The organism is Citrobacter sp. LST-B2, assembly GCF_057983045.1.
The window spans coordinates 3,224,888-3,241,136 of the sequence record NZ_CP192598.1 but is presented as its reverse complement, the minus strand read 5'-3'; the positions used below and the strand labels follow the sequence as shown (position 1 = coordinate 3,241,136).

19 protein-coding genes, 1 tRNA gene and 1 pseudogene are annotated in these 16,249 nt (G+C 55.0%); 13 read left to right on the top strand and 8 right to left on the bottom strand.

What is annotated here, in order from left to right:
- Positions 1 to 5 precede the first annotated feature (5 nt).
- The 12 genes from napG to ACQ0PY_RS15660 all read left to right on the top strand — a co-directional run bounded on the left by napG (position 6) and on the right by ACQ0PY_RS15660 (position 8,997).
- Complete coding sequence (gene napG, locus ACQ0PY_RS15715; protein WP_043000080.1) at positions 6 to 701, top strand: ferredoxin-type protein NapG; 696 nt, start codon at positions 6 to 8, stop codon at positions 699 to 701.
- Positions 688 to 1,551, top strand: coding sequence for a quinol dehydrogenase ferredoxin subunit NapH (gene napH, locus ACQ0PY_RS15710; protein WP_044268651.1), 864 nt, complete (start codon positions 688 to 690; stop codon positions 1,549 to 1,551). The genes napG and napH overlap by 14 nt, the downstream gene beginning before the upstream one ends.
- Positions 1,548 to 1,997: a nitrate reductase cytochrome c-type subunit gene (gene napB / locus ACQ0PY_RS15705; protein ID WP_042317908.1), complete on the top strand. Its 450-nt coding sequence runs from the start codon at positions 1,548 to 1,550 to the stop codon at positions 1,995 to 1,997. Before napH ends, napB begins: the two co-directional genes overlap by 4 nt.
- Before the next feature lie 9 nt (positions 1,998 to 2,006).
- Entirely contained in the window at positions 2,007 to 2,609 is a 603-nt protein-coding gene (gene napC, locus ACQ0PY_RS15700) for a cytochrome c-type protein NapC (protein ID WP_043000082.1), read from the top strand.
- A gap of 23 nt (positions 2,610 to 2,632) precedes the next feature.
- On the top strand, positions 2,633 to 3,253 hold the full coding sequence (gene ccmA, locus ACQ0PY_RS15695) for a cytochrome c biogenesis heme-transporting ATPase CcmA (protein ID WP_042317910.1): 621 nt from the start codon (positions 2,633 to 2,635) through the stop codon (positions 3,251 to 3,253).
- Positions 3,250 to 3,909 (top strand): heme exporter protein CcmB, encoded by a 660-nt coding sequence (gene ccmB, locus ACQ0PY_RS15690; RefSeq protein ID WP_043000084.1) that lies wholly within the window; start codon positions 3,250 to 3,252, stop codon positions 3,907 to 3,909. Before ccmA ends, ccmB begins: the two co-directional genes overlap by 4 nt.
- 122 nt (positions 3,910 to 4,031) lie before the next feature.
- Positions 4,032 to 4,769: a heme ABC transporter permease gene (locus ACQ0PY_RS15685; protein ID WP_043000085.1), complete on the top strand. Its 738-nt coding sequence runs from the start codon at positions 4,032 to 4,034 to the stop codon at positions 4,767 to 4,769.
- The gene (gene ccmD / locus ACQ0PY_RS15680) at positions 4,766 to 4,978 is read left to right on the top strand and encodes a heme exporter protein CcmD (RefSeq protein WP_043000086.1); all 213 of its coding nucleotides are present in this window, start codon (positions 4,766 to 4,768) and stop codon (positions 4,976 to 4,978) included. The genes ACQ0PY_RS15685 and ccmD overlap by 4 nt, the downstream gene beginning before the upstream one ends.
- On the top strand, positions 4,975 to 5,454 hold the full coding sequence (gene ccmE, locus ACQ0PY_RS15675; protein ID WP_043000087.1) for a cytochrome c maturation protein CcmE: 480 nt from the start codon (positions 4,975 to 4,977) through the stop codon (positions 5,452 to 5,454). The genes ccmD and ccmE overlap by 4 nt, the downstream gene beginning before the upstream one ends.
- Positions 5,451 to 7,394, top strand: coding sequence for a heme lyase CcmF/NrfE family subunit (locus tag ACQ0PY_RS15670; protein WP_043000088.1), 1,944 nt, complete (start codon positions 5,451 to 5,453; stop codon positions 7,392 to 7,394). Before ccmE ends, ACQ0PY_RS15670 begins: the two co-directional genes overlap by 4 nt.
- A complete protein-coding gene (gene dsbE, locus ACQ0PY_RS15665) occupies positions 7,391 to 7,948 on the top strand; it encodes a thiol:disulfide interchange protein DsbE (protein ID WP_043000089.1) in 558 nt (185 codons plus the stop codon). Before ACQ0PY_RS15670 ends, dsbE begins: the two co-directional genes overlap by 4 nt.
- Positions 7,945 to 8,997 carry a cytochrome c-type biogenesis protein CcmH gene (locus ACQ0PY_RS15660; protein ID WP_109740411.1) on the top strand — a complete coding sequence of 351 codons (1,053 nt, stop codon included), beginning with the start codon at positions 7,945 to 7,947 and terminating at the stop codon, positions 8,995 to 8,997. Before dsbE ends, ACQ0PY_RS15660 begins: the two co-directional genes overlap by 4 nt.
- 62 nt (positions 8,998 to 9,059) lie before the next feature.
- Here ACQ0PY_RS15660 and narP read toward each other — a convergent pair whose 3' ends face one another.
- The 8 genes and pseudogenes from narP to ACQ0PY_RS15620 all read right to left on the bottom strand — a co-directional run bounded on the left by narP (position 9,060) and on the right by ACQ0PY_RS15620 (position 15,031).
- Entirely contained in the window at positions 9,060 to 9,707 is a 648-nt protein-coding gene (narP, locus tag ACQ0PY_RS15655; RefSeq protein ID WP_043000091.1) for a nitrate/nitrite response regulator protein NarP, read from the bottom strand.
- Between the two features lie 171 nt (positions 9,708 to 9,878).
- Positions 9,879 to 11,423, bottom strand: a complete 1,545-nt coding sequence (locus ACQ0PY_RS15650) for a DUF6056 family protein (protein WP_109740410.1) — start codon at positions 11,421 to 11,423, stop codon at positions 9,879 to 9,881.
- Positions 11,423 to 12,370 carry a glycosyltransferase family 2 protein gene (locus tag ACQ0PY_RS15645; protein WP_058586842.1) on the bottom strand — a complete coding sequence of 316 codons (948 nt, stop codon included), beginning with the start codon at positions 12,368 to 12,370 and terminating at the stop codon, positions 11,423 to 11,425. The genes ACQ0PY_RS15650 and ACQ0PY_RS15645 overlap by 1 nt, the downstream gene beginning before the upstream one ends.
- Complete coding sequence (locus ACQ0PY_RS15640) at positions 12,367 to 12,729, bottom strand: GtrA family protein (RefSeq protein ID WP_044326632.1); 363 nt, start codon at positions 12,727 to 12,729, stop codon at positions 12,367 to 12,369. Before ACQ0PY_RS15640 ends, ACQ0PY_RS15645 begins: the two co-directional genes overlap by 4 nt.
- 83 nt (positions 12,730 to 12,812) lie before the next feature.
- Positions 12,813 to 12,906, bottom strand: a pseudogene (locus ACQ0PY_RS15635) (hypothetical protein); the annotation flags it as partial.
- Positions 12,862 to 12,938: transfer RNA gene (locus tag ACQ0PY_RS15630), tRNA-Pro, on the bottom strand. The gene ACQ0PY_RS15630 and the pseudogene ACQ0PY_RS15635, both read right to left, overlap by 45 nt.
- 73 nt (positions 12,939 to 13,011) lie before the next feature.
- Positions 13,012 to 14,772 (bottom strand): LPS biosynthesis-modulating metalloenzyme YejM, encoded by a 1,761-nt coding sequence (gene yejM, locus ACQ0PY_RS15625; protein WP_109740409.1) that lies wholly within the window; start codon positions 14,770 to 14,772, stop codon positions 13,012 to 13,014.
- 31 nt (positions 14,773 to 14,803) lie between these two features.
- A complete protein-coding gene (locus ACQ0PY_RS15620) occupies positions 14,804 to 15,031 on the bottom strand; it encodes a YejL family protein (RefSeq protein WP_042317936.1) in 228 nt (75 codons plus the stop codon).
- Positions 15,032 to 15,211: 180 nt separating this feature from the next.
- Here ACQ0PY_RS15620 and yejK point away from each other — a divergent pair, with 180 nt between their 5' ends.
- Positions 15,212 to 16,219, top strand: coding sequence for a nucleoid-associated protein YejK (gene yejK / locus ACQ0PY_RS15615; protein ID WP_044268661.1), 1,008 nt, complete (start codon positions 15,212 to 15,214; stop codon positions 16,217 to 16,219).
- Positions 16,220 to 16,249: the final 30 nt, after the last annotated feature.

Genomic DNA, 16,249 nt, shown 5'->3' with positions numbered 1-16,249 from the left:
ACGCCATGTCCAGGTCAGCGAAACCCCAAAATGGCCGCCGCCGCTTTCTGCGCGATGTTGTTCGCACAGCGGGCGGACTGGCTGCCGTTGGCGTGGCGCTGGGGTTACAGCAGCAAACCGCACGGGCTACAGGCGTGCGGTTGCGCCCGCCTGGGGCCGTGAACGAGAACGCCTTTGCCAGCGCCTGCGTGCGCTGCGGGCAGTGCGTTCAGGCATGTCCGTATGACACCTTAAAACTGGCGACGCTCGCATCAGGGTTGTCGGCGGGGACGCCGTATTTTGTTGCCCGCGAGATCCCGTGCGAGATGTGTGAAGACATTCCGTGCGCCAAAGTCTGCCCCAGCGGGGCGCTGGACCGGGAGATTGCCTCCATTGACGATTCGCGGATGGGGCTGGCGGTGCTGCTGGATCAGGAAAATTGCCTGAACTTCCAGGGATTACGCTGCGACGTCTGTTATCGAGAATGCCCAAAAATCGATGAGGCTATCACGCTGGAACTGGATCGCAACATGCGAACCGGCAAACATGCGCGATTTATCCCGACCGTTCACAGTGACGCCTGCACGGGTTGCGGGAAATGTGAAAAAGTCTGCGTGCTGGAACAGCCGGCAATAAAAGTGTTGCCGCTGTCGCTGGCGAAAGGGGAGTTGGGTCACCATTACCGCTTCGGCTGGCTGGAGGGGAACGATGGCAAATCGTAAACGTGATGCCGGGCGTGAAGCGCAGGCGAAAAAAGGCGTCTGGCGGAGTCATCGCTGGCTGATTTTCCGCCGGCTCTGTCAGTTTATGGTGCTGGGGATGTTTCTGAGCGGCCCGTGGTTTGGCGTGTGGATCCTGCACGGGAATTACTCCAGCAGCCTGCTGTTGGAGTCGATCCCGTTGACCGATCCGCTCATCACCCTGCAAAGCCTGGCGAGCGGTCATCTGCCTGTGGCGGTGGCGCTAACAGGTGCGGCGATTATTACCGTGCTTTACGCCCTGGCAGGAAAGCGATTGTTTTGCGGTTGGGTTTGCCCGTTGAACCCGATTACCGATTTTGCGGCCTGGCTACGCAGAAGGTTTGACCTGAATCAGTCCGCAACTATTCCACGTCATATACGGTACGTACTTCTGGTTGTCGTGCTGGTGGGTTCAGCACTGACCGGGACGCTACTGTGGGAATGGATTAACCCTGTTTCACTGCTGGGGCGTAGCCTGGTGATGGGATTCGGTAGCGGCGCACTGCTGATTATCGCTCTGTTTTTATTTGATTTGCTGGTCGTTGAACACGGCTGGTGCGGGCATCTTTGTCCTTTAGGCGCACTGTATGGCGTGCTGGGTAGCCAGGGCGTATTAACCGTTGCGGCGAAAGACCGACAGAAATGTAACCGCTGTATGGACTGTTTTCATGTTTGCCCGGAACCGCATGTATTACGTGCCCCGGTGCTGGATGAGCAAAGCCCGGTGCAGGTCACCAGCCGCGATTGCATGGCCTGCGGTCGCTGCGTGGATGTCTGTTCTGAGGACGTATTTACAATAACTACACGATGGAGTTCGGGAGCGAAATCATGAAAAGCCATGACCTGAAGAAAGCGCTGTGTCAATGGACAGCCCTGCTGGCCCTGGTGGTGAGCGGTGCGGTTTGGGCGGCAAACGGAGTGGATCTTAGCCAGTCTCCGGAAGTGTCGGGGACACAGGAAGGGGCGATTCGCATGCACAAAGAGCAAGAGCGTATGCCGCTGAACTATGTGAATCAGCCGCCGATGATTCCCCATAGCGTCGATGGTTACCAGGTGACCACTAACACCAACCGCTGCCTGCAATGCCACGGCGTTGAAAGCTATCGTACCACCGGCGCGCCGCGTATTAGTCCGACGCACTTTATGGACAGCGACGGCAAAGTGCTGGCCGAAGTGGCGCCGCGTCGTTACTTCTGTCTGCAGTGTCACGTGCCGCAGACTGACGCCCCGCCGATTGTGGGTAACACCTTTACCCCATCGAAAGGTTACGGGAAATAAGAGGTTATTATGGAAAATGCTAACCGTAAACCAGGCCGGATTAAGCGCCTCTGGCAGTGGTGGCGTCGCCCCAGTCGCCTGGCGCTGGGTACGCTGCTGTTAATCGGGTTCGTCGGCGGGATTATTTTCTGGGGTGGATTTAACACCGGGATGGAAAAGGCCAACACCGAAGAGTTCTGCATTAGCTGCCACGAAATGCGCAATACCGTGTATCAGGAATACATGGAAACCGTACACTACAACAACCGTAGCGGTGTGCGTGCAACCTGTCCTGACTGCCACGTACCACACGAGTTTGTGCCGAAAATGATCCGTAAGATCAAGGCCAGTAAAGAACTGTACGCAAAAGCGTTGGGACTGATTGATACCCCGCAAAAGTTCGAAGCGCATCGTCTGACGATGGCACAGAATGAATGGCGACGAATGAAAGATAACAATTCTCAGGAGTGTCGTAACTGTCACAACTTTGACTTCATGGACTTAACGGCCCAGAAGAGTGTCGCCGCAAAAATGCACGATCAGGCGGTGAAAGACGGGCAAACCTGTATTGACTGCCATAAGGGGATTGCGCATAAGCTCCCCGATATGCGCGACGTCAAACCGGGCTTCTGACGGGATGGTAATGAGTGGGTAGTATGCTTGAAGCCAGAAAGCTCCTCTGTGAGCGGGATGAACGAGTCCTGTTTAGCGATTTGTCGTTCCAGGTCAACGCCGGGGAGTGGATACAGGTCACCGGCGGCAACGGCGCAGGGAAAACCACCCTGTTGCGGTTGCTGACAGGACTTTCTCGTCCTGATGCCGGGGAGGTGTGCTGGCAGGAGCAACCGCTACATCGTGTGCGGGACAGCTACCATCAAAATTTGTTGTGGATTGGACATCAGCCGGGGATCAAAACCCGGCTGACGGCGTTGGAGAACCTGCGTTTTTTCCATCAGGACGGCGACATTGCAAAATGTCTCGCGGCGCTGGCGCAGGCCGGCCTTGCCGGTTACGAAGATATCCCTGTGAACCAGCTTTCTGCCGGACAGCAGCGCCGGGTGGCGTTAGCGCGTCTCTGGCTGACCCGCGCCACGCTCTGGATCCTCGACGAACCCTTTACCGCCATTGATGTGAACGGCGTTGAACGCCTGACGCAGCGGATGGCACAGCATACCGAAGAAGGTGGGATCGTTATCCTCACCACCCACCAGCCAATGAACGTTGCTACAGACCGCATTCGCCGGATTGCGCTGACTCACGAGAGGGCAGGGCAATGATGTGGCGTATCTTCCGTCTCGAACTGCGCGTTGCCTTTCGCCATAGCGCGGAAATTGCCAACCCGCTGTGGTTCTTCCTGATTGTTATTACGTTGTTCCCGCTGAGCATTGGGCCGGAACCGCAGTTGCTGGCGCGCATTGCGCCGGGGATTATTTGGGTTGCTGCACTGCTGGCCTCGCTGCTGGCGCTGGAGCGACTGTTTCGCGATGACCTGCAGGACGGCAGCCTTGAGCAACTGATGCTGCTGCCAATCCCATTACCGATGGTGGTGCTGGCAAAAGTGATGGCCCACTGGATGGTCACCGGTCTGCCGCTATTGATCCTCTCTCCGCTGGTGGCATTGCTGCTGGGGATGGACCTCTACGGCTGGAAAATTATGGCGCTGACTCTACTGCTGGGGACGCCGACGCTGAGCTTTCTCGGCGCACCGGGGGTGGGGTTAACGGTCGGGTTAAAGCGCGGCGGTGTATTGCTGAGCGTACTGGTACTGCCGTTGACCATTCCCTTGTTGATTTTTGCGACTGCCGCGATGGATGCGGCATCCATGCATCTTCCAGTGGATGGATACATGGCGATTTTGGGCGCGTTACTGGCAGGTAGCGCGACGTTAAGTCCTTTTGCAACGGCGGCGGCGTTACGCATTAGTTTGCAGTAATGAGTTGCCTGATGGCGCTGCGCTTTTCAGGCCGACAAGAGCCGGGTTTTTAGGTCGGATAAGGCATCAGCCGCTATCCGGCATGACGGTAACTTTATTCGTTTGAGTCTGGTGACTGAACTATGTGGAAAACACTTCATCAACTGGCTATGCCCCCACGGCTGTATCAGCTTTGTGGCTATTTTGTGCCGTGGCTGGCCGTCGCCTGCGTCCTGGTTCTGGCGACGGGCTGGATCTGGGGATTCGGTTTTGCGCCGGCGGATTACCAGCAGGGGCAGAGCTACCGCATTATTTATCTGCACGTTCCGGCGGCGATCTGGTCAATGGGGATTTATGCCTCGATGGCGGTAGCCGCGTTTATCGGTCTGGTCTGGCAGATGAAGATGGCGAACCTGGCGCTGGCTGCAATGGCGCCGATTGGCGCGGTGTTTACGTTTATTGCGCTGGTCACCGGCTCGGCCTGGGGTAAACCGATGTGGGGTACCTGGTGGGTGTGGGATGCGCGGCTGACGTCAGAACTGGTGCTGCTGTTTCTCTACGTCGGCGCAATTGCTCTGTGGCACGCCTTTGATGACCGTAAGATGGCGGGGCGCGCGGCGGGGATCCTGGTGCTGATTGGCGTGGTGAACCTGCCGATCATTCACTATTCGGTGGAGTGGTGGAACACGCTGCATCAGGGCTCGACCCGTATGCAACAAAGCATCGATCCGGCCATGCGCACGCCGCTGCGGCTGGCGATTATCGGCTATCTGCTGCTGTTTATCACGCTGTCGCTGATGCGGATGCGTAACCTGATTCTGATAATGGAAAAACGTCGCCCGTGGGTGAGTGAACTGATCTTAAAAAGAGGACGCCAATGACCACTGCATTTGCATCCTGGAGTGATTTTTTTGCGATGGGCGGCTACGCCTTTTACGTCTGGCTGGCTGTGGCGCTGAGCGTCATCCCGCTGGCAGTGCTGGTCATTCATACCGTGACGCAGCATCGCGCAATTTTGCGTGATGTCTCCCGTCAGCGGGCGCGTGAAGCCCGCCTGCGTGCAGCGCAGACACAACGGGAGGCGGCGTGAATATTCGACGTAAGAACCGTTTATGGATTGCCTGCGGCGTGCTTGTCGGGTTAGCGCTGACGATTACGCTGGTGCTGTATGCGCTGCGCGCCAACATCGACCTGTTCTACACGCCAGGCGAGATTCTCTACGGCAAGCGCGAAACGCAGCAAATGCCGGAAGTGGGTCAGCGCCTTCGGGTGGGCGGTATGGTTATGCCCGGCAGCGTCAAGCGCGACCCCAACTCGCTGAAGGTGAATTTCAGCATCTATGATGCCGAAGGCGTGGTGGATGTGACCTACGAAGGCATTCTGCCGGACCTGTTCCGTGAAGGACAAGGCGTGGTGGTGCAGGGGGAACTCGGCGAGAAAAACCATATTCAGGCGAAAGAAGTCCTCGCCAAGCACGATGAAAACTACACGCCGCCGGAAGTTGAAAAAGCGATGCAGGATAACCACCGCCGTCCCGAGAGCGTCTATAAGGATAAAACATCATGATGCCTGAAATTGGCAATGCGCTGTTATGCCTGGCACTGGGCGTTGCGTTGTTACTCTCAGTCTATCCGCTGTGGGGCGTGGCGCGAGGCGACGCGCGGATGATGGCGTCGGCAAGACCGTTTTCCTGGCTATTGTTTATCCTCGTGATGGGTGCCTTTCTGGTGCTAGTCAACGCCTTTGTAGTGAATGATTTTACCGTCGTTTACGTCGCCAGTAACTCCAACACGCAGCTGCCGGTCTGGTACCGCGTTGCCGCCACCTGGGGGGCGCATGAAGGCTCGCTGCTGCTGTGGGTGTTGCTGATGAGCGGCTGGACCTTTGCCGTCGCGCTGTTTTCCCAGCGGATGCCGCTGGATATCGTCGCCCGCGTACTTGCGGTGATGGGGATGGTTAGCGTCGGTTTTCTGTTGTTCATCCTGTTTACCTCCAACCCGTTCGCCCGCACGCTGCCGAATTTCCCGATAGAAGGGCGCGATCTCAACCCGTTGTTGCAGGATCCTGGGCTTATCTTCCATCCGCCGCTGCTGTATATGGGCTATGTCGGTTTCTCGGTCGCCTTCGCGTTCGCTATCGCGGCGTTGATGAGCGGTCGCCTGGACAGCACTTTCGCCCGTTTTTCCCGTCCATGGACGCTGGCCGCGTGGGTTTTCCTGACGCTGGGGATTGTGCTGGGTTCAGCATGGGCGTATTACGAACTGGGCTGGGGAGGCTGGTGGTTCTGGGATCCGGTGGAAAATGCCTCGTTTATGCCATGGTTAGTGGGAACCGCACTGATGCACTCGCTGGCGGTCACTGAACAGCGCGGCAGTTTCAAGGCGTGGACGCTACTGCTCTCCATCTGCGCGTTTTCGCTCTGTCTGTTGGGGACGTTCCTCGTGCGTTCGGGCGTGCTGGTGTCGGTGCATGCGTTTGCTTCCGACCCGTCTCGCGGGATGTTCATTCTGGCCTTCATGGTGCTGGTCATCGGCGGCTCGCTGCTGCTGTTTGCCACGCGAGGACATAAGGTTCGCTCCCGGGTCAATAACGCCCTCTGGTCGCGTGAATCGCTGCTGCTCGGTAATAACGTGCTGCTGATTGCCGCCATGCTGGTCGTGCTGCTCGGCACGCTGCTGCCGCTGGTGCATAAGCAACTCGGTCTGGGCAGTATCTCTATTGGCGAACCGTTTTTTAATACCATGTTTACCTGGCTGATGGCGCCGTTTGCCCTGCTGTTGGGTATTGGCCCGCTGGTCCGCTGGGGACGCGATCGACCGCGTAAACTGCAACGACTGCTGGTTATCGCGCTGGTCAGCACCCTCGTACTCTCTCTGCTGCTGCCGTGGCTGTTTGAGAACAAGATTGTCGCCATGACCGTAGTCGGGCTGGCAATGGCCTGCTGGGTGTTTGTGCTGGCGATGGCGGAGCTTGCGCTGCGAATTTCACGTGGCGCGAAAATGACGCTGAGCTACTGGGGAATGGTGGCCGGACACGTCGGCCTGGCGGTGACAATTGTCGGCATCGCCTTCAGCCAGAACTACAGCGTCGAGCGCGATGTTCGCATGAAAGCCGGTGACAGCGTCGATATTCATGAATATCGCTTCACCTTCCGTGAAGTGAAGGATATCACCGGACCAAACTATCGCGGTGGTGTGGCGATTATCAGCGTGACCCGTGATGGCAAGGCAGAAGCAACGTTGCATGCTGAAAAACGGTTCTACAACAGCACCAGTTCGATGATGACGGAAGCGGCGATTGATGGTGGTATCACCCGCGATCTGTACGCCGCGCTCGGTGAAGAGCTGGATAACGGCGCGTGGGCTGTTCGTCTGTATTACAAACCGTTTATTCGCTGGATCTGGGCGGGTGGGATATTGATGGCGCTGGGAGGGCTGTTATGCCTGTTTGACCCGCGTTATCGCAAACGCGTACAACCGCAAAAATCGGCGTCGGAGGCGGTATGAAGCGCAACGTACTTTTGATTCCCTTTGTGATTTTTCTCGTGATTGCCGCAGCGCTGCTATGGCAACTGGCGCGTAACGCAGAAGGCGACACGCCGACGAATCTGGAGTCGGCGCTGATTGGTAAACCGGTACCAACTTTCCGGCTTGAGTCGCTGGAGAACCCCGGTAAGCATTATGAGGCAGACGTGCTGACTCAGGGTAAACCGGTCTTACTCAACGTCTGGGCAACGTGGTGTCCGACCTGCCGCGCTGAGCATCAGTACCTGAACCAGCTGTCGGCACAGGGGATTCGCGTAGTGGGGCTGAATTATAAAGACGATCGCCAGAAGGCCATCGTCTGGCTGAAAGAGTTGGGTAATCCTTACGCGCTGAGCCTGTTTGACGGCGACGGTATGCTGGGCCTGGATCTTGGAGTCTATGGCGCGCCGGAAACCTTCCTGATCGACGGTAAAGGCATTATTCGCTATCGGCATGCCGGGGATTTGAACGCCCGCGTCTGGGAGAGTGAAATCAAGCCGCTGTGGGAGAAATACAGTAAGGAGGCCGGGCAATGAGAATTTTGCTGAGTGTGCTGATGCTGCTGTTTTCTGCTAACGCGCTGGCCACCATTGATGTGATGCAGTTTAAGGATGAGACCCAGGAGCAACAATTCCGCCAGTTGACTGAACAACTGCGCTGTCCAAAATGCCAGAACAACAGCATCGCGGATTCCAATTCGATGATTGCGACCGACCTGCGGCAGAAAGTCTATGAGCTGATGCAGGAAGGGAAAAGTCAGAAAGAGATCGTCGACTATATGGTGGCGCGCTACGGTAACTTCGTCACCTATGATCCGCCGCTGACACCACTGACTGTTCTGCTGTGGGTGCTTCCCGTGGCGGCAATTGGCGCAGGTAGCTGGATTATCGTTGCCCGTTCGCGTCGGCGGGTACGCCTGAAACAGGAGGTGTTCCCGGATGAGATATCGTTACCGGAGGGTAAACGAGCCGGGCTGGCGGTTTATCTGCCAGGGATAGTGATTGCCGTCATCGTGGGGGCCGTCAGTTATTACCAGACCGGGAGCTATAAGCAGGTGGAAATCTGGCAACTGGCGACGGCACAAAGTCCGGCACTGCTGGAACGCGCGCTGGATCCAAAAGCGCAGCCGCTGGATGAGGAAGAGATGACGCGTCTGGCGCTGGGGCTACGTACTCGTCTGCAAAGTGATGCGACGAACGTAGAAGGCTGGATCATGCTGGGGCGGATCGGAATGGTGCTTGGCAATGCCAGTACCGCTACCGAAGCGTATGCCAACGCCTATCGACTCGATCCGAAGAACAGCGATGCTGCGCTGGGCTATGCCGAGGCGCTGACCCGTTCTTCCGATCCTGATGATAACCGTCGTGGAGGGGAGCTGCTGCGAGAACTGGTGCGTAGCGATCACGCCAATGTGCGGGTTCTGAGCATGTATGCCTTCAACGCCTTTGAGCAGGAGCGTTTTGGCGAGGCGGTTGCCGCCTGGGAGATGATGTTGAAGATGCTGCCAGCGAACGATACGCGTCGTGCGGTGATTGAGCGCAGTATCGCGCAGGCGATGCAGCACTTATCGCCAAAGAGCGAGTAACCACCCGGCCAGATGGCGAGGCACAGGCCCGATAAGCGTAGCGCCATCGGGCATTTGCTGGGCTATTGCATACCGCGGGTTTGTAAAAACAGGATGGTCGCGGCAACGCGTGAGCGTACGTTGAGCTTGCGCAGCAGGTTGCGAATATGCACTTTTACGGTTTGTTCGGAAATATTGAGGACCGAGGCAATCTGCTTGTTAGACAGCCCCTGTGCCAGCTCGTGCAACACATCCAGCTCTCGCTCGGTCAGCATGCTGAACGGATCGTCCTCTTCACCAAACATTTCGCGCTCGCGCAGATAATCGCTGACGCGTTCGCTGAAAACTTTGCCGCCATTGGCGCCTGTGCGAATGGCATCCAGCAGAACTTCCGGATCGCTGTCTTTCAGCAGGTAGCCATCTGCGCCGGCGTCAATCAGGGCGTAGATGTCGTTGGCCGAATCCGAAACGGTGAGAATGATGATCTGCGCCGTGATCCCATCGCGGCGCAGGGCGTTCAACGTATCCAGACCGCTCAGCCCTTTCATATTCAGATCAAGCAGGATTAAATCCAGATCGAGACGGTTTGCCAGATCAATCGCCGTTGCACCATCGCCCGCTTCGGCAACCACCTCAAATGTCGGATCCAGTTCCAGTAATTGACGGATACCACGACGCATAAGAGGGTGGTCATCTACCACCAGCACCTGAAAAGGCGTTGCTTCAGGCATAGTTATCTCCCGAGATTTTATTAGAATCATTATTGTTATTCGATCGCGAATCGTCCAGATTCACCGCATCGATAAGAGGGAGAAATATTACCCCAGATTACGCATGGGTAAGAAGTAAAACCTGTCGGGAAAAGGGGGAGAGCCTCTCATCGTGATGAGAGGCTTTTTTATTCAGGGCAGCAGCGCGACGTGAGTCACTTCTGCTTTAGGTATGGCGCTGAAATACCAGTATTCATCGTTAATTTTCGCGGCGGTAAAGCGCGTAAGCGAGCGCGACGTATCGGACGATTCGGTCTTCACCTGCACGGTACCGGTTAATGGATGCTTGCTCACCAGCATTAAATCACCGCGGTGATTGAACCAGGCCACGGTATTGTCATCGATGGTTTGCTGCTTACCGTTGACGAGTACGGAGTAGTCGAAGTTAACTTTTTTCTTCGCCACATTCCCTGCGGCAAAATAACGGCCATAGACCTGCGGATCGTGAAAGAAACCGAAATGCCCTCCGCTGTTTTGCATTTTCAGGAAGTGGAAGTCAGGCACCGTAAAGTCCTTGTGACCCTGGCTGAGTTGGCGCTTAACGATATTCACACGAACAACATCCTGCTCATAAACGCGCGTATAAGCGGCATACATTAACGCGTATGACCAGATGAATACCGCAGCCATCAGGCCCGTAACGACATAGACTCCTTTCATGACACATGGTCCGGCTACCGTGACGACTTCCCGCGCAAGGAACGAGAGGGCAAGCAGGAAAAATAAAAATGTCGACAGCATGACGCGGTCAGGATACGACGGGGAGGCCACCATAATTAAAGAGGTTCCCAGCCCCACCAACAGCATTAAGCCGACCATGTTGAGATTCGCACTTTTAATGCGATGGCCTTGTCGTTTGGCCACGATCAGAAGCATTGCCAGTAAGACCAGTACGACATAAGAAATCCAGACCAGCGCCAGGTGGTTAAAGAAGCGCTCGCTCAGATGAATTGTGATTCTTTCAACGATCGATTTATCATACCAGACGGTATGAGCGCCCTGAGCGCGAATAAAATTGCCTGGTGAGAAAATCAAAATACTGGCGCCCACCAGTGCGGACAAAAAATACGCGACCTTATTCGCAAAGACGCGTTTCGCTTGCCAGTAATCGTACACGATAGCCAGAAGGGCAAAACCCACGACAAATGGCGCGACGCTTTCATTGGAACAGCCCGCCAACAGCCCGAGCAACAGCATACCCATGTGTGTACGCTCTTCACGCTGAAGCTGTATGCGGTACAGGTTCCAGAGCCATGCGGCGACGAACAGATTCGTCCACAGGTAGTTCGCGCTGCCGACTATCCAGAAAACCGTTTGTCCGATATTCGGGTTAGCGACCCAAAAGGTCAGAAAAATAAGGGTAAAGATCAGCGCGTCATGTTTTTTCCATTTCAGCGTGCCCGTCGGCGTTTTCACAATGAAATAGCAGAACGCGACGACGACAAGGCCGGTCATGGTTGAGATAAATCCACGAGATCCGGTGGCGAGTAAAAGCGAGCTGACAAAATCAGCCACTATGCGCCCGCTCCAGGTCAGGTAGTGATGCAGGTGCGCATCAAATGAGATGCCAAGCAGGGCATAACGGTAATCATCGGAGTGAATAGGGGTGAACCACTCCAGGATAAATACTGCAAAAAAGGCAATTAAAAGAATGCTTTTATTAACATGCTTTAACATCAGTTATCCTTGTCTGAATCGTGGTCCACAGTTTTACGTTTTTTCAGAATGTATCGAGGCCGCTGCTTGGTCTCGACATAGATTCGTCCGATATACTCACCCAGCACGCCAATGCCAATAAGCTGTACGCCTCCCAGAAACAGGATTGACACAATCAAGGAAGAATAGCCACGCACGGGATTTCCCCACAGAAGCGTATCTATCACCATTCCTGCACCGTAGGTGAAAGAAAGCAGGGCAACCGCCAGACCAATGTAGGTCCAGATACGCAGAGGGAAGGTAGAAAAAGAGGTGATCCCTTCCAGTGCAAGGTTCCACAGTTTCCAGCCGTTGAATTTACTTTTCCCGGCACAGCGAGTGGCGCGCGCGTAGAGGACGATGTCAGTTTTGCCGCCAACCCAGGATAAAATCCCTTTCATGAACAGATTTCGTTCTGGCATTTGTTTAATGTTGTCCACCACTTCACGACTCATCAGCCGAAAATCGCCGACGTTTTCTTCGATATGCGGCGTGCTGATTTTATTGTGTAGCTTATAAAACCACTCGGCGGATTTTCGCTTCAGGCGGCTATCGACGGAGCGATCGGAACGCTTAGCCAGCACGATGTCCGCCCCATCCTGCCATTTTTGAATCAAGTGCGGCAGGACTTCGACAGGATCCTGGAGATCGACATCCATCGGAATGACGGCATCGCCACTGGCATTGTCGAGCCCGGCGAGCAGCGCCGGTTCTTTACCAAAATTTCGCGTAAACGAGAGCGGAACAACGAGTGGGTCGGCGACGGCGAGGGCGTTGATGATGGATTCCGTTGCGTCGGTGCTACCATCGTTGATGAACACAATTTCGACATCATGTTCTTTCAGTGCGTCGTATTCACGCACCGTCTTGTAAAAGAGGCCAATGGTTTCTTCTTCGTTGAAGACAGGAACGACCAGTGAAATTTTCATCGTGCGTCCTTGAATACAATGAATCTGGAATAAATAAAGCCACAAATGAGACTAATGGCGGAGAACGCGACCAGCGTCACCAGCGGTGGGAAACCGCACTGTTCGGCCCCCCAACCCGTCAGGATACTGAGCAGGCCCATAAAGCCGACATACAGCAGATAGCGACGCGTTGTGGTCGATTGCTTAAAGGTAAACCGGGCGTTGGCGTAAAAAGAAAAACTGACCGCCACACTGAAGCCCAGGAAATTCGCCAGCGCCTGATGGGTATGAAAGGCGTAGATGCAGATAGCAAAAACTATCCAGTGAATCAATGTGTTGATCACGCCTACGGAGGTGTACTTGATGAAGTGATGCCACATAAGCAATAAGATCGGCTGTGCAAAACCGGAAGTGTAACATTATTTCCGTCCATAACTCGAATCGAATTCCATTTCGGTGGACGGCAATAATAAAAAAACCAGCCGTAAAAGGCTGGTTTTTCTGGGGAATTTTGGTCGGCACGAGAGGATTTGAACCTCCGACCCCCGACACCCCATGACGGTGCGCTACCAGGCTGCGCTACGTGCCGACTCGTGGGAGCTAATACTACCGCTTTCCGTACCGAATGCAAGGGGACATCCAGCTAACTGATTAATAATAAATCAGTTAGCGATAAAACGCTTCTCGTCTGTCAGCACCTGTAATAACAGACTCAACTGTGGCTTCTGATCTTTAATCTTCTCGCCGCGTAAATCGTATGTCTGGTACTTGCCGTTGTTGTTCAGCACCAGCGTCATTTCCGGCGTGGTGATTGCCAGCGTACTGAGATCGGCCGCCGTTACCCAGTAGTGACGACGATTGGCATTGAACAGATCCTGCCCCTGCGAATATTCATTAGCAGGCGTGCTGACGTGGAGCAGACGCTGCATCAACGTGGTCATGACGTCTGTGTGATCGGTCAGGCTGTTGATCCGCTGCGCGGGAGTTCCCGGCCAATGAATAATGAGCGGAACCTGCAGGTGACCGCGCGACCAGGCGAAGTTTTTCTCTTCATCGCTCAACGCGACGCCGCGACCGGCGGTGATTATCACCACCGTGTTATCCAGTTTACCGGACTCACGCAGCGCGCCGAGCACACGGTTGATCTGCTTATCAACATCTCCCGCCGCGCGAGCGTAGCGGCGAACGAAGTTAGACTGGTTGCTGTCGTCAATGTTGGTGCCGTTAAACGAAACCCACGAGAACCAGCGGTTGTCTTCCTGCGCGTAACGCCCCAGCCAGTTGATCCACTGGCTGGCGGTCTGTTCGTCAGACTGCGTCTGTACGCTTGGCATTGAGAAATCAGACAGTAACGCCTGGCGGTAGAGCGGGCTGGTAAAGCCGTCGGAAGAGAACAGTCCCAACTGATAGCCTTGCTGATTCAGAGCCGAAATCAGCGCAGCCGGCGTTCGGGTGGACAGAATACCGTCCATATAGCTCGGCGACACGCCGTAAAACAGGCCAAAAATACCATTATCGGTGGTGTTGCCGGAACTCATGTGGCGCGTGAAGGCAATGTTTTGCCCGGCAAATTCGGCAAGGGCAGGCATCTGCTTTTCATAGCGCGAATAGTTCAGGCCATCGACCGTGATCAGCAGGACGTTTTGCCCGGTTCCCATATCGCGATAGCGTAATTCGCTCAGTGGATACTGCACGGACACCGCTTCCGGATTCCCCTGTTCGACCAGACGGCGCTGATACTCCTGCGCATCCAGCAGGCCATGTTTTTCCAGAAACCGGCGCGCGGTCATCGGATAGGAGAGCGGCAGATTGGCGCGCTGCATGGTGATCGGACGATAGAAATTGGCATCCGCCCAGATATAGACCACATGTGAAGCAATAAATGACACAAAGAAGAAGGCGGCCAGCGGCTTGGCGAAGTGACGACGACGCGTCAGGCTGCGCAGTTTTTGCCAGCTCCAGGTCGCAAACAGCATTTCAATCAATAAGATAACCGGCACACTGATAAACATCAGCTGCCAGTCGCGCGCCATTTCATTTTGGTCGGGGTTAATCACCAGTTCCCAGACGATGGGATTAAGATGCAGGTGGAAACGGGTAAACACTTCGCTGTCGATCAGCAGAAGCGTCATTCCGGCCGTCGCCAGAATGGCTGACAGGAAACGCATCAGCCTCTGGGACATCACAATGAACGTCAGCGGGAACAGAATCAGCAGATAGGTGGCAAATACCAAAAAGCTGAAATGGCCGACGATACTCAGATAAGAGTAAACGCGACCGGCCAGCGTTGTCGGCCAGTCGGCGACAAACAGGTAACGGCTGCCGAGCACGATAGCCAGCAGAATGTTGAACAGTGCAAACCAGTGCCCCCAACTAACCATCTGGGAGACTTTTTCACGGTAGCGCTGACGATGAGTTACCATAACGTGTCGTTCGTTTCCCCGAAATCGGCTTTTAGTGCGCTTTGTCGTCGTTAACCGAGGACTGCAATGCGCGGGCAAAAGAGTTCGCAATCGCCTGGCGCTGAGCCGGGGCAATGCTGGTATTAATAAGGTTGGTGACCATGTTTCCCAGCACCATCAGGGAAAGATCAGTCGGTGCCTTATGTTTTTCCAGTACGTTGAGCATCTCGGTGAGCAGTTGTTCAACGTGTTCGTCACTATAGCGGGAGATTTGTGGCATAAATCGACATCAGTTTATTCATGAAAGGGCAACATATTACCGTAGCAACAGTTTTTTTTCCGCTTTTTTATCCTCAATAATTCGCGTTACCGTGCGACAGGCAAAACGGCGCTGCATCTTCTGTTGCGTCGCCTCGCCGGTGGTGGTTGAATACCGCCCGGTCTTTAAGGAGAGTTTATCATGAGTCTGGATATCAACCAGATTGCCCTGCACCAGCTTATCAAGCGTGATGAGCAAAACCTTGAGCTGGTCCTGCGCGATTCATTACTGGAACCGACAAACACCGTTGTCGATATGATGGCTGAACTGCATCGGGTCTATAGCGCGAAAAACAAAGCGTATGGTCTGTTCAGCGAAGAGAGCGAACTGGCGCAAGCGCTGCGCTTACAGCGCCAGGGTGAGGAAGATTTTCTCGCCTTTAGCCGTGCGGCGACCGGACGTTTACGTGACGAGCTCGCCAAATACCCGTTTGCTGACGGCGGCATTGTGCTGTTCTGTCATTATCGCTATCTGGCGGTAGAGTATTTACTGGTGGCGGTGCTGAACAACTTAAGCAGCATGCGCGTCAATGAGAATCTGGATATCAACCCGACGCACTATCTGGATATCAACCATGCGGATATCGTCGCGCGTATCGATCTGACCGAGTGGGAAACCAATCCGGAATCCACCCGCTATCTGACCTTCCTGAAGGGGCGGGTAGGGCGAAAAGTGGCTGACTTCTTTATGGATTTCCTCGGGGCCAGCGAAGGTCTCAACGCCAAGGCGCAAAACCGCGGACTGCTGCAGGCGGTCGATGACTTCACCGCTGAAGCTCAACTGGATAAAGCTGAGCGCCAAAACGTGCGCCAGCAGGTGTACAGTTACTGCAACGAGCAGCTTCAGGCCGGTGAAGAAATTGAGCTGGAGTCGCTGTCAAAAGAACTTTCTGGCGTCAGTGAAGTGAGTTTTAGCGAGTTTACGGCAGAGAAGGGCTATGAGCTGGAAGAGAGCTTCCCGGCCGATCGCAGCACGCTGCGCCAACTGACCAAATATGCCGGCAGCGGCGGTGGGTTAACCATTAACTTTGACGCGATGCTGCTGGGCGAGCGTATTTTCTGGGATCCGGCAACGGATACGTTGACCATTAAAGGCACGCCGCCGAACCTGCGCGATCAGCTTCAGCGCCGTACGTCTGGCGGTAATTAAAAGCCATAAAAAAACCCCGCCGGAGCGGGG